Genomic DNA, 22741 nt, shown 5'->3' on the forward strand with positions numbered 1-22741 from the left:
ACTTCTCTATTCTATTGATCTATATAACGCTGGTGCACTGATCTCTTTCGGGCACCGGCGTTTTTTTATTCAGCGCCGCGGCTAAGTGGAACTGAATAAAATAACTTACTGTTTGAACTTAGCCACTCTCTGTGTAGACTACCCCCATCCAGCAGATCAGGACCATTCAGTGAGTAACAATTACAGCATTAAAGAGATGTTCTATACCCTTCAGGGTGAAGGAGCCCAGGCCGGGCGCCCGGCGGTATTCTGCCGGTTTACCGGTTGCAACCTCTGGTCTGGCCGGGAACAGGACCGAAGCAAAGCGGTCTGTAATTTCTGCGATACTGATTTTATCGGCACGGATGGCCAGAATGGCGGCAAGTTTCAATCGGCAGATGCCCTTGCCAGGAAAATTAAAAGTTTCTGGCCAGAAAGCCAGACCGCCGATGCCGGGCGCCCCTATGTGGTTTGCACCGGCGGTGAACCCCTGCTGCAGCTGGATATGGAGCTGATTGAAGCGTTGCATCAGCAGGGTTTTGAGATCGCTGTAGAAACCAATGGTACACTCCCGGTACCGCAACAGATTGACTGGATCTGTGTCAGCCCGAAAGCGGATGCTCAACTGGTCCAGCTCAGTGGTGATGAACTGAAACTGGTATATCCACAACCGCTGGCCCAGCCAGAAAAGTTCACACAGTTACACTTTAAACATTTCTATCTGCAACCAATGGACGGTCCGATGCAGCGCATCAATACTCAGGAGTGTATCCGCTACTGCCTGAGCAACCCGCAGTGGAAGCTAAGCCTGCAGACCCATAAATTACTTGGCATTGACTAGCACGGATCGCCACCTCACCGGGCTGTTGCGCCACAGAATCAGCAGCACTGCAGGTACTTGCATCAGAATGCCATACAACAGCACTGTCAGCGACATCTCCGGTTGCTGCAGAATCGCGCCGGTTACCATTAATGCCGTACCGGCATTCTGAATCCCGGTCTCAATGCCGAGCGTCAGCGCCGTTTCCGTGTTAAGTCGTAGCAGATAGCGGGCTACCAGCATCGCAAACACCATAGCACTGCTGGCAAGCAGAATAATCGCAGGACTCAGCAACGGCATCAGCTCAGGTAACACCGCCCGATTAGCCCAGCTAATCATCACCACCACGGCGAACATAAACACCAGCGAGAGAACCTTTATAGGCCGTTGTAGCTGATCGCAGAGCCGTGGCCAGCGACGGTTTATATACAGTCCTGTCACCACGGGAATCAGCGTCACCATAACCAGCTTCGCAATGGTGCTTAGCAGAGGCAGCTCTACCATTACCCCACTGCCTAAAAGGTGCTCCAGGGTCATCCAGGTGAACCAGGGCAGCGAAAAGGGTATGATCAGACTGGTAATCGCCGTCAGCGAAATCGACAGCGCGGTATCAGCACGGCAGAGATAGCTGATCATATTCGAGGTAGCACCACCCGGGGCAAAGGATACGATCAGCAATCCCGCAGCCAGAACTGCGGGAAGTTGCAGCACAGTCACCACCAGCCACGCCAACAAAGGCAGAAACAGAAGTTGCAGTGACACACCAGCAACAATAGCCAGCGGTCGCTGACGCAGAGATAAAAAGTCACTCAGCTTTAGTGTCAGCCCCATGCCCAGCATAATAATAAACAGAGCAACCGGTAATAACAGTGAAAGTGCATTGCCACCCGCCATACAGAACAACTCCATCGGATAGTTTCATGAGCGCCTATAGTAGAGTTCAGAGTAACTCAAGACAACCGCCGGATAACAGAGAATTAAAGGGCTGTCTCAATCTACCCACATAAGTTGTGGATAACATTGTGGGTACCCTCATCTTACCCCTCCGGATGACCCGGAGTCTCGCCGTTCGCTATAATATGGTTAATTTTTAACCAAATGTTATTTTCCTTATTTTTCAGTTACTTAAATAAAATTAATCTGAGACAAATGAAGAGTTTCTCAAACTTATCCAAGAAGTGTTTCAATTCCGCGTCACTGCTGTGACGGATAAAAGTCAACTAGTTTTTGTAAAAAATAATTATTAAAAGTTCCTTTCATCTGGCCAATTTGATCGGTTCCACTTAACATATTGCCCTCGTAAAAAACCGGACTCATTTCAATCATGTCAGAAACGCGAAGTAATCAGTCACAGGCCCAGCGCATAACCATTATTGGTTCGGTTATCGATGCCATTCTCGGCGTGCTTAAAATCATCTTCGGTATGCTGTCTCACTCCAGCGCACTGATCGCCGACGGCATCCATTCACTGTCTGACCTGCTGACAGATTTCATGGTTGTCTGGGTCATAAAATATTCCCACCAGGAGCCCGATGAAGAACATCCCTGGGGCCATGCACGTTTCGAAACCATCGGTACCGTTATTCTCGGCTGCATCCTGATCGCCGTTGCCGGGGCAATGGCATATGAAAGCCTGCTGACACTTATACGGAACGAAGTGATACAGCTGCCCGAATGGCCTGCGCTGGTAATCGCGGCAATCTCAGTATTGGCTAAAGAGGTTATATTTCGTTACACCCTTGCCGTTGGTAAGCGGATAAAGTCAGACCTGATCATCGCTAATGCATGGCATAGCCGTACCGATGCGTTCTCCTCCATTGTCGTTTTTGTCGGTGTCGCCGGGGCAATGGCAGGATTGGCCTGGCTGGATGCTGTCGCCGCCATCGGGGTGGCACTGATCATTGCAAAAGTCGGTTGGGATCTGACCTGGAAGAGTATTCTGGAACTGGTCGATACCGCCCTTCCGGAAGAACAAACACAAGCCTATACCGAAGTGATTATGGAGGTAGAAGGTATTCTCAGCGTACACAGCTTCAAAAGCCGCACCATGGGAAGCCAGAGTCTCCTAGAGATGCATCTGCAGGTTGCTCCCCACCTGAGTGCCTCAGAAGGTCACTACATCGGTGATAAAGCAGTACTGCAACTGATGAAAAAGTTTGAAGATATCGGTCATATTATCTTCCATATCGATACCTACGATGATGAAGAGGAGTTCGATAACTCAACCAGCCTGCCGGTACGAACCGAGATCAGCGGAGTTTTGTGGGAGCTGCTTGACCAGGCTGGCCATCCGGAGCTGGGGATCAGCCGGCTGGCACTGTATTACCGCAGGGACGCAGTTGAGATCGAACTGATGCTACTCGATACGCCATTCAACCAGCAGATTGATATGAAAGTACTGGAAGCTGAACTGGACAGACTGTTCAAACAACACAGCTGGTTCAGAAGTATCCGCCTGTGGCAGGGATACCAGCCGCCCAAGCTATAATGAACCGTCTCTGTTGGACTAACTAATGGACTATATGCGCCCGGCGGCTCACCACAGCACCGAACTTGAGATTCGCAAAAGCCGCTTTATCTGCGATATCCATCCGGTCAGCGACCGGGAGGAAGCGCTCCGCTTTATCGAATCAGTGCGTGCCTGCCATCCTAAAGCGAACCACCATTGCTGGGGTTATATTGCCGGTGCCCCCAACGACCCGCATCAATGGAACTGCAGTGATGACGGTGAGCCAAAAGGCACCGCCGGCCAGCCGATGCTGAATGTGCTGCGCCATAGTCATCTGGGTAATATCTGTGCCGTCGTCACCCGCTATTTTGGCGGAATCAAGCTAGGGACCGGAGGACTGGCGCGGGCTTACTCTCAGAGCGTTCAGGAGGCCTTACAGACCGTGTCTACCGAAGCGGTTGTTGCGACTATTACTATCCGTTTAACAGCGCCCTACAACCTGACAGGCGAGCTTGAACAGCTGATCAGCCAGTTTAACCTGAGCGATTGTGAGAGAAACTTCGCAACCGGGCTTGAGGTAACGGCACAACTCGAGGAAAACCGGCTGACAGAGTTTCAACAAGCCCTGACGCCCTTCCAGCACCTGATCACGCTAAGCATCAGTTAAGTTCATCACGGAAGACCATTGCATAGGCCGTTTCCAGCGCCCTGCTACGTTTCTCATGACAGAAGCTGACCGGAATCAGACTGAGAATCTTCAGGCGGCTCAGAATATCCTTAACAATAGGGTTCAGGCCGATTATATGTACATCGCGCCCAAGCTCCTGAGCCTCGATAATCATATCTTCAATCGCCAGCGCAGTTGAGACATCGATCAACGGTACCCGGCTAAAATCGAGTAACAGAGCATCATGGGGACGCCGCCCCTGAAGTTTTGCTGATAGCCCTTTCGCCGCAGCATAACTGACCGGGCCATCAAACTGATAAAGAATAATTCGTCCCTGAGTTTCAGCCAGCAGTTTACGCTCCCGCTTACTCAAGCCCTCATCATTTCCTGCATGGCTATCAATGACCCGGATACTGTCTAACTGGTTATCTGCCAACCGTTTAACCGTCACAACGTTGGCAATAAAAACTCCGGCAAAAACAGCCGTCACCAGATCCACCATCACCGTCAGCACCAGCACCAATATCATCAGACAGGCAACAAACAACGGCGCCCGGTGCAGGCGGAACAGAAATCGCCAGTCAATGATATCCAGCCCCACTTTAATCAGGATCCCCGCCAGTACTGCATGGGGGATGTTCTCTGCCAGCGGTGCGGCCCCAAGCACTACGCAAACCAGCACAAGCGCATGAAAGGCCCCGGCGATCGGCGTCTCGCCTCCGGCTTTAATATTGACTACCGTGCGCATTGTCGCCCCGGCACCGGGTAATCCGCCAAACATGCCGGCAACCATATTGCCAACGCCCTGCCCGATCAGTTCACGATCCGAATCATGCTGGGTTTTGGTCATACTGTCGGCCACCAGCGAGGTCAACAGAGAATCGATCGACCCCAGCACGGCGAGCATTAACGCGGCAAACAGCATCTCACTGAGAATTTCCATTGAAAAACGCGGCATCAGCAATTCAGGTAACCCAGTGGGTATATGACCGATGATGGCCAGATCCTTATCGCCATGAAACAACTGATAGATAACGGTGCCAAGCACCAGTGCCAGCAGCGCCGGTGGCACAACGACAGCAAGCTTCTTAGGGCAGAACATCACCACCGCCAGCGTCACGCTCCCCAGTAATAGCGCCGCAAGATCCGCATCAGCCAGATACTGCGGTATCTGTCGCAATGACTCGCCGGCACTTGCCGATGCGGGAAAACCGAACATCGGTCCCAGTTGCAACAGGATGATAATAATGCCGATACCGGTCATAAACCCGGATATCACCGGAAACGGTACCAGAGTGACATACTTACCCAGTTTCAGCAGGCCAAACGCCATCTGAAACAGCCCTCCCAGAATGACCACGGTAAAGGCAAATACTGGCCCGCTTTGCGGATCCAGAGCAACAAACTGGGTAAAAACAGACGCCATGACAACTGTCATTGGCCCGGTCGGGCCCGATACCTGACTCGGAGTGCCACCAAAAAGCGCGGCAAACAAACCGACAAAGATCGCTCCGTATAACCCGGCTATCGCTCCGGCGCCTGAAGAAACACCAAAAGCCAGTGCTAACGGCAATGCCACCACTGCAGCCGTCAGTCCCCCTAACAGGTCGCCTTTGAGATTATGAAAATGAAGACCATGAATCAGTCGCATATCAGATCCTGACTAAGATTTATTGTTATTCGTGTCTGGAAAGATCGGAAAACAGCAAGTGCCTATAACAATCCACGACTTACATCGCCAAATCAATGAATAATTAGTCGACACAGATCAGTTTAATAGCATGTTTTAAAACAATTGTTCGATCTCAGCACAAAGTTGGATAGCAAACTATCTACCCTCATGAAAAATAATGTTATTCTTTCTGTCGTTCTGATTCAGCTCTTATCAGTATCGCGAAATAGGAAAAACGTTCTATGAAGTTCGCAGATAATCCCCAGCAAGCGACTGAGTATCTTCGTCGGGCTATCCCGCTGATGGTCAAAGGCGGTATCTCCCCCACCCCGTTAAATTATGCCCTCTGGTACGTCTACGTATCTAAAGCCCTGCCTGCGCTTAACCAGCAGATGGATAAAACGCTGGAGATTTATGGGACCTGCCCGAACCGCATCAGTGAAGTACTGTTTCGTGATTTTCTGATTAAGGATGAGATTGAAAACGCAGAAGTTGTGCAGCAAGCCCTGCTGTCAGTGATGGGAGACCTGGAAAGTTCGGCCTCATCAACGGTTCAGGATACTGAAGCCTACAATGAAGTCTTACAGGAAAGCCTGGCAGCACTCAAAGACAAAAACGATAATCAGGGTCTCGAGTCCATAATTCAGAACCTGACCGTGAATACCGAAACCATCAGCGAAAGCACCCGTCAGTTTCAGAAGAAAATTGATGAGGCTCAGGCAGAGATCAGTAAGCTTAAAAAAGAGCTGAACCAGTCCAGACAGGAAGCCACTATTGATCCCCTGACCGGTTTATATAATCGCCGGGTATTTGATACAGAGATCGGTCAGTTGGCATCACTGCCGCAACCTGACGTTTCGCTGGTTATGCTGGATATCGACTATTTCAAAAAATTTAATGATAGCTATGGCCATCAGATGGGCGATAAAGTCCTGCAATATGTTGCCCAACTGATCAAAGAGGAGTGTTCCGAGCCGTTGCTACCGGTTCGTTTTGGCGGCGAAGAGTTTTCCATGCTACTCCCCGGTATCAAAGCTGCAGAGGCCTGCAAGCTGGCCGAAAAAGTGCGTAAGAAAGTTGCGGCTATCCGTATCAAACAGAAACAGAGTGGAGACATTATCAGCTCTGTTACAGCCTCCTTCGGGGTTGCCCGGTTAGAGGCAGACGAATCGCCGGAAAACCTGATTGCCAGAGCAGATGCTGCGCTTTATAAAGCTAAGGAAGCGGGACGCAATAACGTCCAGATGGCGAATTAGAGCAGTAACAATTTCACCTTTAAAGCCCCCTGATTAAAGCGACAGACAAAAAAATCCCCGGTCTGCAGTGCAGCCGGGGGAATAGTCGATGAAGGTCACTTAACTTGCTGGTTCACGCATCGTTACAAACTCTTCAGCAGCAGTCGGATGGATACCAATAGTGGAATCAAACACCGCTTTGGTGGCACCGGCTTTCAGCGCAACAGCTATGCCCTGAATAATTTCGCCAGCATCGGGGCCAACCATATGCACCCCAAGCACCTTGTCAGTGTCACGATCAACCAACATTTTCATGAAGGTTTTTTCGTCACTGCCGCTCATCGTATGCTTCATTGCTCTGAACGTAGACTTATAGACATCGACATTCTCATAGAGTTCACGACTTTTTTCTTCAGATAAACCAACAGTGCCTATATTAGGCTGACAGAACACCGCCGTAGCGATCAGATCGTAATCCACCTGCTGGTTTTTACCTGCGTACAGGTTGCGCACCAGCGCCATGCCTTCTGCCAGAGCAACCGGTGTCAGCTGGATTCGATCGATCACGTCGCCGATGGCATAAACTGACGGTTCGGCGGTCTGGAACTGATCATTAACGACAATCGCACCACTGTTTTTCTGCTCAACGCGGACATTTTCCAGCCCCAGATCCATCACATTCGGCACCCGACCAGTGGCATACATAATAGTGTCGGCCTCCAGAGTTGAGCCATCCGTCAGATGTGCCAGCAGTGAGCCATCTGCCTGTTTGTCTATTTTTTCAATATTGTTGTTAAAGCGCAGGCTGATATTTTTCTTGGCTACCTCTTCTGCAGTGAATTCACGTACTTCCTGATCAAAGCCTCTGAGGAACAGATCTCCACGATAGATTAATGAGGTTTCAGCCCCCAGACCCGCAAAAATCCCGGCAAATTCAACCGCGATATAACCACCACCCACAACGATCGCCCGCTTGGGAAACTCATCGAGATAAAAAACTTCATTGGAACTGATGACATGCTCACTGCCCGGGAACTCCGGCACATAGGGCCAGCCACCGGTCGCGATAAGGATACGTTCAGCGCTGTACTGCGTACCAGACACTTCAACGGTATTTGGCCCGGTAATTCGCGCCCGCCCATCCAGCAGATTTACTCCGGAATTAACCAGCATATTGCGGTAGATGCCGTTGAGTCGCTCAATCTCTTTTGTCTTGTTGTCCCGCAGGGTTGGCCAGTCAAAGGTTGACTTACCGACCGTCCAGCCAAATCCGGCAGCATTTTCAAACTCTTCACTGAAATGTGAACCGTAAACGAAAAGTTTCTTTGGCACGCAGCCGACATTGACACAGGTACCGCCCAGATAGCGGTCTTCAGCCATCCCGACCCGGACACCCATTGCTGCGGCCATGCGTCCAGCCCGAACACCACCGGAACCGGCACCAATTACAAACAGATCAAAATCAAACTCTGCCACAGGAATCCCCTTAACACTGATAACGATTAACTAAACAGACTGAACCGGATAACCTGAACGGCCTGATAAAAACTATGCGGCTTAATCTACCTGTTGTCGTCCGATGATGCCAATAAAGATAGGCAAAACAGGTGATAGGGTTTTTCAATCAGTCGCATTTGCACTTTGCCCGGGCTGAGGTTAAGTTAGGCGCCTCTGTACTCCTCTTTTAGATTGTCTTTGGATTTAGCATGAAACTGATCTCATTCAACACCAATGGCCTGCGGGCCCGCCCCCACCAGATTAAAGCCCTGATCGATAAACATCAGCCTGATGTTATCGGAATTCAGGAAACCAAGGTTCATGATGAGGAATTTCCTGAAGAGATGATCTCCGCACTTGGCTACCATGTGGAATACCACGGACAGAAAGGCCACTACGGTGTCTGCCTGATATCCAAGCTACCGCCTGTCAGTCTTGAAAAAGGCTTCCCCGGAGACGACGAAGATGCACAGAAACGGATGATCATCGGAGAGTACGATATCGAAGGGGTACGGGTAAAAATACTCAATGGTTACTTCCCTCAGGGGGAAAACATTGCCCATGAGATTAAGTACCCCGCCAAACGCAAATACTATAACGATCTGCAGAACTATCTTGAACAGCAGTGCGACCCTAATCAGCCACTGGTCGTGATGGGTGACCTGAACATCTCTCCGGAGGATATCGATATAGGGATCGGCGAAGTGAACCGTAAGCGCTGGCTGAAAACCGGTAAAACCAGTTTCCAGCCAGAAGAGCGCCAATGGTTGGCCCGTTTATTAGGCTGGGGCTTGAAGGACACCTTCCGTAAAATTCACCCGGACACTGATAATCTGTTCAGCTGGTTTGATTATCGCAGTCGCGGTTTTGAAGCCGAACCGAAACGGGGCCTGCGTATCGATGCGGTACTGGCCACCGAATCGCTCTATCTGCGCTGTACTGATGCCAATATCGACTATGATATCCGCGGCATGGAGAAACCCTCAGATCATGCTCCGATCTGGGCCCAGTTCAGTTAATACACGATCAGTTAAGCAGCGGTTTGCGTAAAATGTGAAGGGGCGTAATGAACATAACAGCCCCTGATCTGTTCGCTGAATCACTCGGTAATCGAGCTGACAAACCCCGGCGACTTCACCACCATCAGGTCAGCATGCAGCTGATCCAGAATCCGTTCAATAGTGCTGCCCACCAGTATCCGATCCAGTAACCCCCTTGCAACCGCGCCAACCACCAGAATATCAATATGCGCTTCATCCACATATTCGAGGATAGCGTTATGAGTCTCTTTCTCTTTTAAAGTCACAGCGGGGCTGTCAGTAGTCAATCCATAGGGTTCCAGCAACGTCCCGAGAGCGGCCACATGCTCTGCCCTCACCTTACGCTGCATACTCTCAAAATCGGTCACCAGATGCTCATCAAAAATAGCGGAGTGTGGCAGCACATTAAAGCTATGCATCACTTTCAGATCCCCCTCCAGAGTCTGAACCAGGCGCCGCGCCCATTCCAGTATGGTTTTATCCAGTACCGCAGGACTGTCACATTCATGAAACGGGTCGACTGCAGCCGCCACATGACCGCCATCAGACCAGGGTTTCTGCTTAACCAGCAGCAGCGGCACAGGGCACTCTCTGATGAGTTGCCAGTCGCTCTGATCAAAGATGTAATGCCCCAGACGACTGTGCTGCTCTATCTGATGCAGAACAATATCGGGTTGAAAACGTAACACCTTTCTCACTACGGCTTCAGCATGATGACGCTGCCAGCAATAATCCAGATCTACCTCAATGTTGAGTTCTTCAAACGGCTCTGTCAGTCGCTCCAGCTCAGCCTCGACCTGATGCATATAGCCATGCTCAGCTCTGATCAATGACTCCTTATCCAGCAGATAGCTGTTACGGAGTGATGCGTTATAGCAACAACTGAACAGTTCAACCTTAGCGCCGCTCCCCTCAGCCAGCCTTAATGCCTTCTCCAAGATCAGACTGTTATCTTTACCATGCTCAAGATTAACCAGAATTTTGCTGATATCCACAACAGAACCTCCTCTGTATTTACCCCTTAAGCATGAGACAGCCTCGCTATTTTGCCAACACAATATTTTGATCTGCCGCAAACAAGCGATACCGTTTTTGTCCTGAAACAATAAATAACAACTGATCAGCCACTGATGACAAATTATAGACGGCGTACAACTTCAATATTAGACATTACTAATATATAATATTAAACAGAATGTCTGTTTAGCGATGCTATGACACATTAATTAACCAAGAGGTATACCCTATGACTCTCAACGCTGCTCTTCGCCTGCTGGCGGGATCTGTTATTCTTATCAGCCTGGCACTGGGAACCTATCTCAATCCAGCCTGGTATTACCTCACAGGCTTTGTCGGCCTTAACCTGTTGCAATCCGCTTTCACTAAGTGGTGTCCGGCAATGACGGTCTTTCGCATGTTAAAGCTCAAAGAACAGACGTGCGACTCCGGCATGAGCGTCCATCAGGGGGTACACATTATTGCCGGAACAGCGGTTCTGATTACGGTGGCGGCCTATATGTTTTTCGCAGCGCCTCAATGGGTGCTGTATATCACAGCCGTTGTCGGCGCCAGTCTGCTGCAATCCGCCTTCACTGGATGGTGCCCGGCCTTCACTGTCGCTTCACTGCTCGGATTTAAAAAAGCGGCATAAACCACAGATCTAACCAAGCGATCGATAAAATGCCGCCCTGTGCGGCATTTTTTATAAGAGTCCCCCTGGCGATATCCCTGACTATCCCCCCACAATAAACTGATTACCCAAACCGGTAACTGCACTCACTTCAATCCCTTACGCCATGTTAGGATAGCGATACTGCTCAGGAGGAGAACACCGGGTGTCGCGTTACAAGCTGCAGAAAACTTTAAAATTAATGATACCTGGCATCATACTCATGCTGCTCGGACTGGTTATTCATAGCCAGCTTCACGATCTGACTTTCATCCAGCAACAGCTCCTCGGCTATCTGCCACCTCTGCTTGGCGGGCTGGCCATCATTCTCTGCATCAGCTTCAATCAGGGCCGTTTACTGCTGACAACAGTCAACCTGTTGTGCCTGTTTCTGTTGATTCAGAATCAGTTACAGAGCAGTCTGAGCCAGCCCGCTAATTTTGTTTTATTCAGTTGCTTAAGCCTGCTGTTTCCGTTGTTACAGCTATTTATCAATTTCATTCCTGAACGCGGTTTAAGTAGCCGCTGGCTGATCAGGCATCTGCCTGTTATCGTCAGTGGTTATCTGTTTTTCTGGGTGGCGGCACAAAACCACCTGCTGTCTGACTGGTTCGACGGTTTGCCGATGGGGTTGATTCAGATGTATTCCGATCCCTACCTGCTCAGCCAGTGGGCAGTGTCCCTGTTTGCGGTTACCACCCTGCTGGGACTTATTATTCTCTGGTTCAGAGCCACCCTGGCTGATGCCTGCCTGGTGATCATCACTGTGACTATAGCGGCTATGCTGGCACTGTTCAGCAAGTCATCTATCTCTGTGCTCTGCAGCACCCTGGGATTGGTACTGATTTTATTTACCGTGCTGTTTAATTCATACAGTATGGCATTTATCGACGAGCTAACCGGACTGCCCGGACGCCGGGCCCTTGAAAATACACTGCGCAGTGCCGGTCGTCACTATACGCTGGGCATGGTAGATATCGACCATTTCAAGAAATTTAACGATACCTACGGCCATGATGTGGGAGATCAGGTACTAAAAATGGTTGCCAGTCAGATGAAACAGGCGGCCCGTGGCGCGACGGTATTCCGATACGGCGGAGAAGAGTTCACCATCGTCTTTAAGGGGATGGATGAAGTCAGAGCAATTGAAATCGCTGAGAAAGTACGTACCACTATTGCCGCTTATCCGATGCGAATCCGGGATAAAAACCGCCCGGAAAACGAAAAACAGGGGCGTCAGCTACGTCAACGTTCGGGTCGATCAGAGGACACCGCAGAAGTAACGATAAGCATCGGCCTGTGTGAAAAAACCCGGGCACACAAAGACAGTCAGGCGGTGATAAAGCAGGCAGATGAAGCGCTCTATCTGGCCAAACGGCAGGGACGCAATCGCTCAGTTGCCTGCCACATTGCTCAGCCCCGCACACGCCGGGCGGCCACGTCATGAAAAACTTTCAAGTATAAAATGCCCTCTGCTGCCGATAACCTTGCGTGAAAGACAGGAGTTACTAAAATTATAACTCCTGCAATATGAGCCAAGGAGATGATATGGAGATCAATTCTATTAACAGCCAGTCGGCAACTGAGCGCAGCAAACCGGCAGAGCAAACACCGACACAACGGAATAAGCTGGCACAAAACCAGGCTATGTTACAGGCCTCTCTGGATGTCAGTATCTCCTCGGGTAACGACTCACTGGCGTTGCTCTATCGTACAGCGGTGACTGAATTAAACAAAATCCTTGAAACCGATCTTGGCCCTTCGGCTATTCAGCAGGTCTATGATTCAGGTGTGGATGTCAGTCCTGAGGCAACCGCGGAACGTATCATATCCATGAATTCGAAGTTCTTTAGCAGCTATCAGGAACAACATCCGGAGATGGATTACGAAACGCAGGTGAAAACCTTTATCACGCTTATTTCCGGAGGCATCGCCCAGGGTTTTACCGAGGCTCGCGAAATTCTCGATGGTTTACAGGTTCTCGAAGGTGATATTGCCACCAATATCGACACGACCTATGATCTGGTACAGGAGAAACTAACCACGCTGATGGATACATTGTTGAATCAGGAACAGTCAGCTGACAATGGTTCAGAGCAACAGCCTTAAACGACCTGTGACTCAGATTAACCGTACAGACATAACAAAACCGGGCAATGCCCGGTTTTTTGGTATTTACAGATTAAACCCTGTCAGAAAGCATAACGTACCCGGCCATATAGATTAGTTGCATCCTCAAACTGGCCAAAAAAAGTATGCGCCTTATCGCCACCAAACACATTCGCACCCAGATCAAAGCTCAGCGTATCACTATAGCGATAGCTGACCGATGGCCTGACATAATGATCATCATCACTGGGAGAGTAAAAAGCAAACAGCGACCAGACAAGATTATCCTGCCACATCCGGTAGTTAAGCCGGGTGGTATAGAGATAACGATACTCTTCCGGGTTATAGGGCGATGGAGACGCAGCCTCCAGGGCAGCATAATCGAGCGTCTGTTCCAGATAATACTGCAGCCCTAAGGTAAGTTTCGGCACTAACTCCCGCTCATAGCCAAGCAGAAAACGAAACTGGCTATTAGGCTGGTATGGATCACTGCCATCGTTGTCCTCAGCCATATGCAGCGCCACTTCAGCATTCGCCAGCCCGGAACCGAGATTTCCCCGGACACTGGCCCCCAGAACATTCAGACGGGTGAAGACGGGATTACCGCCGCTATCCAGCGCATTGGGCTGCTTCTGAAACCCACGATAGCCATACAACGCCCACTCCGTACTCTCGATAGTGCCAGAAAAGCGGGCCGCGAATTCACCATTGTTAAAACTGTTTGCCGGCTCCTCTGCATCAATTCGTCCTGCAGGGGCAGCGATGTTCTGCCCGGCCTGCGGCGAAAACCAGGAAAAACGCTCGCCGTTAATATAACGATCGGAGGTATAGTCAGGCATCCATACCAGATCAAGGCTGGCAGAATCACCATAATAGCTGGCTTTAGCCGCTAACACGGGAGCTTTCAGATATTCAGTATCCCGACCGGCAAAAAATGACTGCCAGTCTTTAGGAAACAGGTCATTCAGAAACAACAGATCCCCGGTCCCCCAGGTGAGTACCTGCTGCCCCAGTTTCAAATCAGTACGCTCGACAGGACTGAGTGTATAAGACGCTTCGCGCAGATCAGCCCGCACGCCCTGATCAACGCCATCAGCGTATAGATCCGCTTTAAACGCATAACGGTCATTAGCCACAAAACCGGTGGTTTCCAGGCGCAGCCGAAGGTCTGACAAAGTGGCATCATCGACAGGTGAAAAACGATCATTCAGCGCAGGATCCGCGTTCAGCCGGTTACCCAGCCCACCTTCAATAAAGCCGTGCCAGTTACTGCTCGGGGTTTCTTCAGCCCAACTATCATCTCCCCAGCCCTGATCACTGCTGCCGTCATCCGTCTGTTGCGCCAGGGCGACAGGCGATGAGATCAGCAGAGCGATCAGTAGCAGAACGAATTTTTCAGGGAGTGTTCTTTCCCGCTCCCCAGTTTTGATCACTTTATTTACCTGCATAAAAATCACTCTGGACGTTTAAGCCACTGACGCGGCGGGTTACGCAGGGAACGTTCAGTAAATACAGCACTATCCATCCCCAGGTCATAACGAATAAAACGAAACTCCATCGTGGTGCTGGCACCACTGATCAGATCACTGACTCTTGATTTAGTCACCGTCGGAATCCCCTGTACCTTCTCAGTCGCCAGTACTTCGACCCGGCGATACAGCTTATTACTTACATCATAGTACTCAATTTTCATCGGCAACATACTGACCTTGTCGATCCACACCCGATAATGATCAAACTCAACCGAGTTTGGATCTTTAGGCGTATTGTCTAACACATAGAACTCGCCGGTCGTTTCTATCAGCTGATGATTATCCTCTTCCGGGTTACGACCGGAGACATCTTCATAAAAATAGTTAGAGCCGACAAAGCTGGTACGTTTATCACCCGCTGAGATCCGTTTTACCAGATCCAGACCCGGCAGATAGAGCCAGCGATCATCATCGCTCCGGGCATGCTTCTCAACCAGAAAAACCGTATCCCGGACATCGGCCGGGCGGCTGAAGGCAACCAGAAACTGCTGATCTCCACCATCCTCATAATCCCGGCGCAGAATAGTAAACTGTCGCTGTTGCTGGCGTCCCTGCGAGTCCTGAATCAGCATTCGTGCTTCTGAACGGCCATCTTCGCCCTGATAATAGGCAGCCAGGTTGGCCTGTTTCACGATTTCATTAACATCGGTGAGATCTGCCGCATAAAGCTGCGCTGAACCACTGAGCGCCAGCCCCGCCAAGAGCGTCGAAAACAGTTGCTTAATCATGGATACTCTCCTTCATGTCAGACTTTACGCCAAACAAGCTATCTTTATTTTTAATCATCTGCATAACCGCTGGTAATAACATCACCGTTACTACCGCTGACACAGCCATGATGGTTGCCAGAAAGAAGCCCACAGTAATATAGGGGACCAGCGGAGCGAACAGTAACGGGGTGAACCCGATGGCCACCACGACGGCGTTGCGACTGATCGCCCGTGACGGCCCTTTATAGACCTCAGCGACCGTCTGTTCCCAGTTGCCACACTGACGATAAATGGCCCGGGTACGCTCGAGGAAGTGGATCGCAAAATCCACAGACAGACCCAGCGTCAGTGCCGACAACACTGCAATCGGCATATCATAATCCTTACCCACCAGCCCGATCAGACCATAGATAAACAGGATAGTAACCGTCAGTGGCAACATCGACAGTAAACCTATTTTAACTGAGCGGAACAGCACCACCATGATAACCAGCACCATGAAGAACGCCCCGATCAGGCTTTTCAGCATGCCGTTGACCATCTCATCCTGCCAAACGACGTTGATGTAGGTGAGACCCGCCCAGTTGAGCTTTACCCCTTCCGGTAACGGATGCTGGGCAACGTAGTCATCAACCAGCGTCAACACTCTGCTCATATCCTGATTATCACCACTGCTTAACTGCAGCCAGAGTACCGTCGAACGGTAGTCCGGTGTCACCATATGCCACAGGTCATTCGGGCGGTGTGAACCCTGAAAGCTCAAAACCGTCTGCGCGGCCGCAGCTGCGGTAGGCGGTAAGCGGTACTGATCCTCATCGCCCCCCTGAAGCTCGCGGTAAACGGTTTTAAGTAACGTTGGCAGACCGTTACTCTTACCCACATATTCCGACTGATCGAGGAAGGTTTGCAGCTCATCCAGATATTTCATTGCATCGGGGGTAATGAAATACTTGCTGCCAATCTGAGCCTTCTCGGTTATCTCCAGCAGGTCAAGCCACATGGTTTCATTAACACTGTCGTCATAACTGAGCTGATCAAACAGATTGATCAGCGCATTAGTGTATTCGGTAAAGCTATCAACATTAACGCTATCGAGCTGCTGCTGCAGCTCCACGCCCTCACCTGAGGCTCTCGCCAGAAGGTCTTGTTCGAGTCCGCTACGCAGGTCGCTGGTCTTATCCAACACCAGAAAGGCGTTATAGGTTCCCGGGAAGTGATGGTTCATCACCCGGTCAGCCACTCGTAACGGATGGTCAGGTTTAAACCAGCGCACCGGGTTATCGTTAATCTGGATCTGCGCCACACCATAAGCACTACCCACAACAATCAGAACAAACAACACCAGCAGTCCTTTGGCCCGGGCGATTGAAAAACGGCCAGTGGAGATCAGTAAGCGCCCCAGAAACGAGTTATCGTCCTCATTAATATTGTGATCTTTCATCTGTGCCATCCGCTGGGGTGACAAACTGATGATGTACGCTGGAACCAGGGTAATGGTGAGCACAAACGCCAGCATAATACCGAAAGCTACATGTAAACCGAAAATCTGCACCGGTGGAATCGGGGTAAAAGCCAGCGAGGCAAAACCCACCGAAGACGTTATTGAGGTGTACAACATAGGCGTGAACAGATGCCCCAGCACCTCTTTTAAAGCGGTTTTGGGATCTTCCCCCGGACGATGACGATCAGCAAACTCCGACAGAATATGTACCGAATCCACCACCGCAATCGGCATCAGGAAGATGGGAATCATGGAACTCATAATGTGTACGGTATAGCCCTGACCGATCAGCAGCCCCATGGTAATAATCACCGCGCCCATCGCAACCAGCATCGGCGCAGTGATCAGCAAAAAACTACGGAAGAAAACCCACATCAGTACAAAGATCATAAGACCTGCCAGTGGGGCTGAGATTGCCATCTGGATAAACATCTCAACGCCAAAAGTATCTTCTGCCACCGGTAAACCGGATATGTAATACTGATTATTACCACTCAGCTTGCCGATCTCAGTCTGAATCAGTCCGGAAATACGGTAACTTTCAGATTTCTGCGTAATCGGGATATAGATACCCGCGGCATTACCATCACCGGACACCAGCGTGTTGTTCAGCAATGGTAAGCGCTCAACCGAAGTACGGATCTGATTGATAGCGGTCTGATCTTTGGGAACCTGTTTCATCATCCACTCGAAACGGATCGTTCCCGGCCCCTCCTGACTGATGTTGTCAACACGGTCCAGCGACATCAGATCCTGACTGACGACACCGTCCATCTGTACGATGGCAGCTGACAGTTGTTGCAGTTCAGACAGACTCTGCGGGTTGTAGATCCCCCCGGCGGAATCATTCACCACACCAACAACAATCATGTCGTGCAAGCCGAAACGTTCTTTCACATGGTCATGAAACACCCGTGCAGGGTTATCTGCAGGTAACATGTTTTCCGGATCGGTATCCACCTTAATGGACGGAATCTGCAAACCGGCTATCACCGTCAGTAGTAATACTCCGAAAAACACCCATTTCGGACGATTCATTGATAAGTTAACCAGCGTAGTTCGCAGCATCTGTTAGTCCCGTTCCACTATATAACCAAAGCTTTATTTTGCTTATTATATTAGCATATACTAATATTTAAAAGCACTACATTAGTAAATTGAGATTTAACCATCGCTAAAGTAGAATACTTCCTTGTATTGTAGGTCACTGAGCACGTATTAAAGGCCTGCAAAATAATAAAAACGCGGAGAACCGATTGAATACAGCGACCCAACAGATGACGCCCGAAACGCTGGCTATGATGAAAATAAATTCCAGGAAAGCGGCGCAACTGATGAAAGCACTGGGCAACGAGAGTCGCCTCCTCATCCTCTGTTATCTGGACGGTAAAGAGCTTTCGGTCACCGAACTGAACAACTGCCTCGATCTGAGTCAGTCAGCCCTGTCACAACATCTGGCGGTTTTGCGTAAAGACGGTCTGGTGAGCACCCGGCGTGAGTCACAGACGATCTATTACTCCCTCTCTGGCGATACAGCAACCCGGATAATTCACACCCTGCATGAGATGTTTTGTCCAACCGCCTGAACGAAAAAAACCACCGACAACGGTGGTTTTTTATGACTCAGTCAGACTTCAGTTTTGCAACCGATAACGTTGCCAGTCTTCGGTTGGCTCGTTCAGCATCATCTCCATCTCGACAACATCCTCCTCCATGTTGTAATGGTTTTTAAAGCCAAGCTTCTGTGCCAGCCCCTGCATCCCCTTGTTTGATGTCAAGGTCGACCCCATCAACAGCAACGTTCCCCGGGCTTTACAGTAATCGATCACCTTCTGCATCAACACCACACCCAGTCCCTCGCCCTGCAGATCATCGCGGATCACCACCGAGAATTCAGCGCGGACATTATCGGCATCGGTCACCGCTCTGACGACTCCCAGTGTTTCCCAGCCAGGTGCTCCCTGTCTTGGCGCAGTCACAATAAACGCCATCTCGCGGTCGTAGTCGATCTGGGTCCAGTTTGCCAGTTCATGATGAGTTGGTATGCCACGGCTATAAAAATAACGCAGGCGTATCGATTCAGGACTCAACTGGTTATAAAACTCCAGATGGTTCGGCTCATCTTCTCCCCGTATCGCTCTCACCATCGCCTTCCGGCCGGATTTACGCAACGAGATATGCTCGCTCAGATACTCAGGATAAGGCGAGATCGCTAATACTGAAGGTTCGCCTAAGGAGACCGCCACATCAACCGCCAGCACACCCCGTCGGTTCATCAGCATCGGGTTGATTTCCAGCCCCTTCAGGTTGGGCAGCTCCACGACCATCTGCGACAACTTGATCAACAGACTACTAAGCTGCTCAAGATCCCTTTCCAGTTGTTCACTGCTCTCTCTGAGCACCGAGAATATATGCGAAGTACTGATTAGCTGACGTGCCAGACTGAGATTAAGCGGGGGCAACATCACTTGCCGGTCAGCCAGCACATCAACAGAATACCCCCCTTTACCAAACACCAGTAGTGGGCCAAATACCGGGTCACGGGTGATCCCCATATTGATCTGAAGTGACTGGAAGCCCCGCTTCATCTGCTGAATACAAAATCCCTTGATGTCATCCTCGGGAAACCGTTCCCTGACCCGATAGGTCAATTGAGTCGCCGCTTGCTTAACCTCATTACATGAAAACAGATCCAGCGCCAGGTCTTTCCAGCGGGGATGGCTTTTATTATCGTAGTTAAACGGGTAGATATTCTCGCGATGGATCACTTTTACCGCAACGGCACCGCCCAGCTTTTTAGCAATCTCAACGACCCCGTCAACATCATCGGCATAGTGGGTATGCGACACAGGAATATCGTACTGGTCTAACAGATCTGTCGCTTCATTATGGGTCAGATAGTCGCGTCCCTCGGCCAGCGCATTCGCAATCAGCGCTTTAGCCCGCTTATGATTTTGTTCATTTGGATCTTCAAAGGGCGCCGGGGTCTGTTTCATCACTTCCTGATTGCGGCGAAACTCAACCATATGCATAAAGGCATCGACCGCCTCTTCAGGGGTGATAAAGGTGGTTACGCCGGCGCTGTTAAAATGGTTTCTTGACTCGATCGCCGTACTTCGCCCCATCCAGCAGGTGAGAATATTGCGCGGCGTATTCCGCGCCACCGTAATAATCTCTTCAGCAGTCGCCACTCCGGGAGCCATCCGCGTGGGAGCATGGATCACCAGCACAGCATCCACATTGGGATCTTTGGTCAACAGTCGGGTTACCTGGGCAAAGCGCTCCGGAGTCGCATCAGCGTGCAGATCGACCGGGTTTTTCAGATTCCAGTGATCCGGCATTATCTCCCGTAAGGCCGTCACCGTCTCGGCACACAGTTCGGAAAGCTCTCCCCCCTTACGCAGCAGCTGATCCGTCGCCAGAGCATTGGGCCCCATACCGTTACAGACCAGCGCCAGCCGTTCACCCCGCATCGGCTTCATCCGCGACAGGGTTTCCAGCGCGTTATACAGCTGATCGACCGTATCCACGCGAACCACACCGGCCCGGCGCAGCGCCGCATCGTACACTAGGTCTTCATCCCTGATGCCCAGGGCGGGCTGATTTTCCTTATCCTCATCAAAGATCATATTGGATTTGAGCACCAGCACCAGTTTATTGCGCGAAGCGGAGCGCAGCGAACTGAGCAGGTTACGGGAAGACCCGACCAGATGATCAAGCTGAATCAGGATCGACTGGGTATAAGGGTCCTGAGCGAAATAGTCGATAATGGATGGGAGATCGATATCAACCCCCTCTCCTAGCGTGAGGAAGTGAGAGAAGCCGATCTCCTGACCGTTGGCCCAGTCGATCATCGCCGTGCCTAACAGACCAGACTGCCCTACATAACTGACTTTACCCTTGCGGATATTCAGGTGTGAATAGCTGGCATTCATCTTATGGCCAGACACCAGCATCCCCATACAATCCGGCCCCAGTATACGGATACCATAGGGCCTGGCGGCCTCCATGATCTCATCCCGCATGCTTTTACCCAGCGACTCACTGGCAATCGACAGACCGCCCGTGAGAATCATCGCGGCCTTGACCATATTAGCGCCCAGTTTGCGGATCAGGCCGGCAACACTCTCGGGGGGCGAACAGATAATGGCCAGATCAGGCATTTCTGGCAGGCGGCTCAAGCCGCTGTAACAGGTGACCCCGAAAACAGTGTCATAACCCCGTTTGTTAACCGCCATCAGCTTGCCCTCAAACCCACTATCCAGCAGGTTTTGCAGCACGACACCGCCCATGCTGTTCTGTTTCTCAGAGGCTCCGAACACCGCAATCGATTTAGGCTTAAAAAAACGTTTGAGATATTTTGTACTCAAGAGACTTACTCCGCAGACTTTCAGAACTGATCAGTAACGCTGATCGAACGACTGAGTCTATATCTTCCATATTACGCAAGTGCAGCACAAACATTATTGATCGAATAATCGTGATCAAAGTCATAAAGCCCTGCCAAAGTGGGTAAAAACGCATCTCTATTTCAGTTTTAACCGGAACTGGCCAGAAAGTTATCCGTTTAGTTTAGCAACTCCTCCCACGCTTGCTGAGGTTTCATCGCCAGCCGTCGCTAACCACTTGAGTAACGCCACTGACAAACCGCCACGATTAATAGCTTTTTAGCCCCACCTGAGTATGTATATATAAATATCGAGTCTGAACCGGACCTCTCACCTGCTGATAAAAGAAAACCCGCTGACAGCGGGTTTATTGATATTGGTAGCTGCGGGTTCTGGCAACACTGGCAGTCAGACCGTCCCGCCGAGAACCTGTGGGGTTTATCCCTTACAGCGAGTTCATCGCTTTAAAACGGGCGACCAGTTCAGCCGGGTAGGTTTTCTTGTTGCTATCGTTCAGCACGAAGACAACGCTTTGTCCCTGAGGACCGGCACCAATCTGAGTCAGACGGAAGGCGGCTTCGCCGTTTTTGCGCACCTCCTGCATATCCTCCAGGGTATTGAAGACATATAAACGGCCATCTTCTGCACGCATCTCACCATAGAAATCCTCAGCTGCAGGCATCTTACCGTTGTACATTTCAACACCGGCCAGACCGTCTAACATCTTTTTATCTTCACTGCGCAGACCGAATACCAGAGACTCCCCATGAGGGCCTGAACCGATGAACACCTTACGGTACGAGGTTTCACCCACGTTGAGGAACTCCTGATAAACAGCAAAGTCATCAAATACATAATGACGTCCTTCGTGATCAACTTCATACAGGTCCTGGTTATTCAGCTCAGGCGCCTTAACCATCTCCTGCTTAACTTCATTGGACTGGCATGCAGTCAGTGACAGTGTTACACCTGCGATCGCTGCAGCGACAGCAGCTTTTTTCAGAAAGGACATGTTTTTCCCCGGTTTACTGTGGATTGCCTGAAACGATCTATCGCCAGACTTAAAATATTCCACCCGAAGGGTAAACAGGGAATATGACAGCAAGGTTGCTAAATTATTGCTATTGCGTGACAGCAACAGAGTCAGGTCATCGAGACCCAAAACTGTTTTAAATCAGCCGGTAATCTCGGCTCTTAACCGCGTCACTCACTCAGTTTCATCCAGCAGTGAAAAGGAGACAAAGGTAGTGAACAGCCCCAGACCAATCACCACCGGTGGGGCTGGAATTGCCAGCATCAGCAACCCGGAACCGAGCCAGATACGGTAAACCCAGCGCAACCGGGCTTTATAGGCAGCAGTAAACTTACGCCGGAAGAAGTGACTGCCATCCGGTTGTGTGACCTGCATCCATTCCGGCAACATCAGCAACAGATAGAACCGTATTAATTCAAACCCCATAGTGATACTCCCTC

At 50.4% G+C, this 22741-nt stretch carries 19 protein-coding genes; 9 read left to right on the forward strand and 10 right to left on the reverse strand.

Annotated elements, in window-relative coordinates:
- Nucleotides 1–196 precede the first annotated feature (196 nt).
- Nucleotides 197–820, forward strand: a complete 624-nt coding sequence (gene queE, locus KDX31_10105) for a 7-carboxy-7-deazaguanine synthase (GenBank protein UTW05364.1) — start codon at nt 197–199, stop codon at nt 818–820.
- On the opposite strand, the gene KDX31_10110 is transcribed toward queE, so the two are convergent.
- Complete coding sequence (locus tag KDX31_10110) at nt 803–1708, reverse strand: bile acid:sodium symporter family protein (GenBank protein ID UTW01732.1); 906 nt, start codon at nt 1706–1708, stop codon at nt 803–805. The genes queE and KDX31_10110 overlap by 18 nt on opposite strands.
- A gap of 415 nt (nt 1709–2123) precedes the next feature.
- Between KDX31_10110 and KDX31_10115 the strand changes: the two genes are divergently transcribed.
- Nucleotides 2124–3287: a cation transporter gene (locus KDX31_10115; GenBank protein ID UTW01733.1), complete on the forward strand. Its 1164-nt coding sequence runs from the start codon at nt 2124–2126 to the stop codon at nt 3285–3287.
- Between the two features lie 25 nt (nt 3288–3312).
- The gene (locus tag KDX31_10120; GenBank protein ID UTW01734.1) at nt 3313–3915 is read left to right on the forward strand and encodes a YigZ family protein; all 603 of its coding nucleotides are present in this window, start codon (nt 3313–3315) and stop codon (nt 3913–3915) included.
- Here KDX31_10120 and KDX31_10125 read toward each other — a convergent pair.
- Entirely contained in the window at nt 3908–5566 is a 1659-nt protein-coding gene (locus KDX31_10125) for a SulP family inorganic anion transporter (protein ID UTW01735.1), read from the reverse strand. The two genes, KDX31_10120 and KDX31_10125, sit on opposite strands and share 8 nt — an antisense overlap.
- Nucleotides 5567–5829: 263 nt before the next feature.
- Here KDX31_10125 and KDX31_10130 point away from each other — a divergent pair, with 263 nt between their 5' ends.
- Nucleotides 5830–6843: a GGDEF domain-containing protein gene (locus KDX31_10130; protein ID UTW01736.1), complete on the forward strand. Its 1014-nt coding sequence runs from the start codon at nt 5830–5832 to the stop codon at nt 6841–6843.
- Nucleotides 6844–6942: 99 nt separating this feature from the next.
- Here KDX31_10130 and gorA read toward each other — a convergent pair whose 3' ends face one another.
- Entirely contained in the window at nt 6943–8298 is a 1356-nt protein-coding gene (gene gorA / locus KDX31_10135; GenBank protein UTW01737.1) for a glutathione-disulfide reductase, read from the reverse strand.
- Nucleotides 8299–8528: 230 nt separating this feature from the next.
- Between gorA and xthA the strand changes: the two genes are divergently transcribed.
- Nucleotides 8529–9338 carry an exodeoxyribonuclease III gene (gene xthA / locus KDX31_10140; protein UTW01738.1) on the forward strand — a complete coding sequence of 270 codons (810 nt, stop codon included), beginning with the start codon at nt 8529–8531 and terminating at the stop codon, nt 9336–9338.
- Nucleotides 9339–9418: 80 nt separating this feature from the next.
- Here the strand turns inward: xthA and KDX31_10145 are convergent, their stop codons facing one another.
- The gene (locus KDX31_10145) at nt 9419–10354 is read right to left on the reverse strand and encodes a universal stress protein (GenBank protein UTW01739.1); all 936 of its coding nucleotides are present in this window, start codon (nt 10352–10354) and stop codon (nt 9419–9421) included.
- Between the two features lie 251 nt (nt 10355–10605).
- Here KDX31_10145 and KDX31_10150 point away from each other — a divergent pair, with 251 nt between their 5' ends.
- The 3 genes from KDX31_10150 (at nt 10606) to KDX31_10160 (ending at nt 13137) form a co-directional block, all read left to right on the forward strand.
- Nucleotides 10606–11010, forward strand: coding sequence for a DUF2892 domain-containing protein (locus tag KDX31_10150; protein ID UTW01740.1), 405 nt, complete (start codon nt 10606–10608; stop codon nt 11008–11010).
- Nucleotides 11011–11230: 220 nt separating this feature from the next.
- Complete coding sequence (locus KDX31_10155; GenBank protein ID UTW01741.1) at nt 11231–12475, forward strand: GGDEF domain-containing protein; 1245 nt, start codon at nt 11231–11233, stop codon at nt 12473–12475.
- 101 nt (nt 12476–12576) lie between these two features.
- Nucleotides 12577–13137 carry a DUF5610 domain-containing protein gene (locus tag KDX31_10160; GenBank protein ID UTW01742.1) on the forward strand — a complete coding sequence of 187 codons (561 nt, stop codon included), beginning with the start codon at nt 12577–12579 and terminating at the stop codon, nt 13135–13137.
- Nucleotides 13138–13220: 83 nt separating this feature from the next.
- Here KDX31_10160 and KDX31_10165 read toward each other — a convergent pair whose 3' ends face one another.
- Genes KDX31_10165 through KDX31_10175 form a run of 3 tightly spaced genes read right to left on the reverse strand, consistent with a single transcriptional unit; the run spans nt 13221 to nt 17948 of the window.
- Nucleotides 13221–14585 (reverse strand): hypothetical protein, encoded by a 1365-nt coding sequence (locus KDX31_10165; GenBank protein ID UTW01743.1) that lies wholly within the window; start codon nt 14583–14585, stop codon nt 13221–13223.
- Nucleotides 14586–14590: 5 nt separating this feature from the next.
- Nucleotides 14591–15397 carry an outer membrane lipoprotein-sorting protein gene (locus KDX31_10170; GenBank protein ID UTW01744.1) on the reverse strand — a complete coding sequence of 269 codons (807 nt, stop codon included), beginning with the start codon at nt 15395–15397 and terminating at the stop codon, nt 14591–14593.
- Complete coding sequence (locus KDX31_10175) at nt 15390–17948, reverse strand: MMPL family transporter (protein ID UTW01745.1); 2559 nt, start codon at nt 17946–17948, stop codon at nt 15390–15392. The genes KDX31_10170 and KDX31_10175 overlap by 8 nt, the downstream gene beginning before the upstream one ends.
- 209 nt (nt 17949–18157) lie before the next feature.
- Between KDX31_10175 and KDX31_10180 the strand changes: the two genes are divergently transcribed.
- Nucleotides 18158–18466 carry a winged helix-turn-helix transcriptional regulator gene (locus KDX31_10180; GenBank protein ID UTW05365.1) on the forward strand — a complete coding sequence of 103 codons (309 nt, stop codon included), beginning with the start codon at nt 18158–18160 and terminating at the stop codon, nt 18464–18466.
- 48 nt (nt 18467–18514) lie between these two features.
- Here KDX31_10180 and KDX31_10185 read toward each other — a convergent pair whose 3' ends face one another.
- From KDX31_10185 to KDX31_10195, 3 genes are all read right to left on the reverse strand, one after another.
- Nucleotides 18515–21250, reverse strand: coding sequence for a bifunctional acetate--CoA ligase family protein/GNAT family N-acetyltransferase (locus KDX31_10185; GenBank protein UTW01746.1), 2736 nt, complete (start codon nt 21248–21250; stop codon nt 18515–18517).
- Nucleotides 21251–21713: 463 nt separating this feature from the next.
- Nucleotides 21714–22280 carry a hypothetical protein gene (locus KDX31_10190; GenBank protein UTW01747.1) on the reverse strand — a complete coding sequence of 189 codons (567 nt, stop codon included), beginning with the start codon at nt 22278–22280 and terminating at the stop codon, nt 21714–21716.
- A gap of 195 nt (nt 22281–22475) precedes the next feature.
- On the reverse strand, nt 22476–22727 hold the full coding sequence (locus tag KDX31_10195; GenBank protein UTW01748.1) for a hypothetical protein: 252 nt from the start codon (nt 22725–22727) through the stop codon (nt 22476–22478).
- Between the last annotated feature and the right edge of the window lie 14 nt (nt 22728–22741).

Origin of the sequence: Amphritea atlantica (assembly GCA_024397875.1) — a bacterium.
In the GTDB taxonomy this organism is placed as follows: domain Bacteria; phylum Pseudomonadota; class Gammaproteobacteria; order Pseudomonadales; family Balneatricaceae; genus Amphritea; species Amphritea atlantica_B.

Excerpts from the sequence above, each read along its gene's own strand:
- queE (UTW05364.1), top strand. The coding sequence starts at position 197 with ATGTTCTATACCCTTCAGGGTGAAGGAGCCCAGGCCGGGCGCCCGGCG.
- KDX31_10110 (UTW01732.1), bottom strand. The coding sequence starts at position 1,708 with ATGGAGTTGTTCTGTATGGCGGGTGGCAATGCACTTTCACTGTTATTA.
- KDX31_10115 (UTW01733.1), top strand. The coding sequence starts at position 2,124 with ATGTCAGAAACGCGAAGTAATCAGTCACAGGCCCAGCGCATAACCATT.
- KDX31_10120 (UTW01734.1), top strand. The coding sequence starts at position 3,313 with ATGGACTATATGCGCCCGGCGGCTCACCACAGCACCGAACTTGAGATT.
- KDX31_10125 (UTW01735.1), bottom strand. The coding sequence starts at position 5,566 with ATGCGACTGATTCATGGTCTTCATTTTCATAATCTCAAAGGCGACCTG.
- KDX31_10130 (UTW01736.1), top strand. The coding sequence starts at position 5,830 with ATGAAGTTCGCAGATAATCCCCAGCAAGCGACTGAGTATCTTCGTCGG.
- xthA (UTW01738.1), top strand. The coding sequence starts at position 8,529 with ATGAAACTGATCTCATTCAACACCAATGGCCTGCGGGCCCGCCCCCAC.
- KDX31_10150 (UTW01740.1), top strand. The coding sequence starts at position 10,606 with ATGACTCTCAACGCTGCTCTTCGCCTGCTGGCGGGATCTGTTATTCTT.
- KDX31_10155 (UTW01741.1), top strand. The coding sequence starts at position 11,231 with ATGATACCTGGCATCATACTCATGCTGCTCGGACTGGTTATTCATAGC.
- KDX31_10160 (UTW01742.1), top strand. The coding sequence starts at position 12,577 with ATGGAGATCAATTCTATTAACAGCCAGTCGGCAACTGAGCGCAGCAAA.
- KDX31_10165 (UTW01743.1), bottom strand. The coding sequence starts at position 14,585 with ATGCAGGTAAATAAAGTGATCAAAACTGGGGAGCGGGAAAGAACACTC.
- KDX31_10170 (UTW01744.1), bottom strand. The coding sequence starts at position 15,397 with ATGATTAAGCAACTGTTTTCGACGCTCTTGGCGGGGCTGGCGCTCAGT.
- KDX31_10175 (UTW01745.1), bottom strand. The coding sequence starts at position 17,948 with ATGCTGCGAACTACGCTGGTTAACTTATCAATGAATCGTCCGAAATGG.
- KDX31_10180 (UTW05365.1), top strand. The coding sequence starts at position 18,158 with ATGACGCCCGAAACGCTGGCTATGATGAAAATAAATTCCAGGAAAGCG.
- KDX31_10190 (UTW01747.1), bottom strand. The coding sequence starts at position 22,280 with ATGTCCTTTCTGAAAAAAGCTGCTGTCGCTGCAGCGATCGCAGGTGTA.
- KDX31_10195 (UTW01748.1), bottom strand. The coding sequence starts at position 22,727 with ATGGGGTTTGAATTAATACGGTTCTATCTGTTGCTGATGTTGCCGGAA.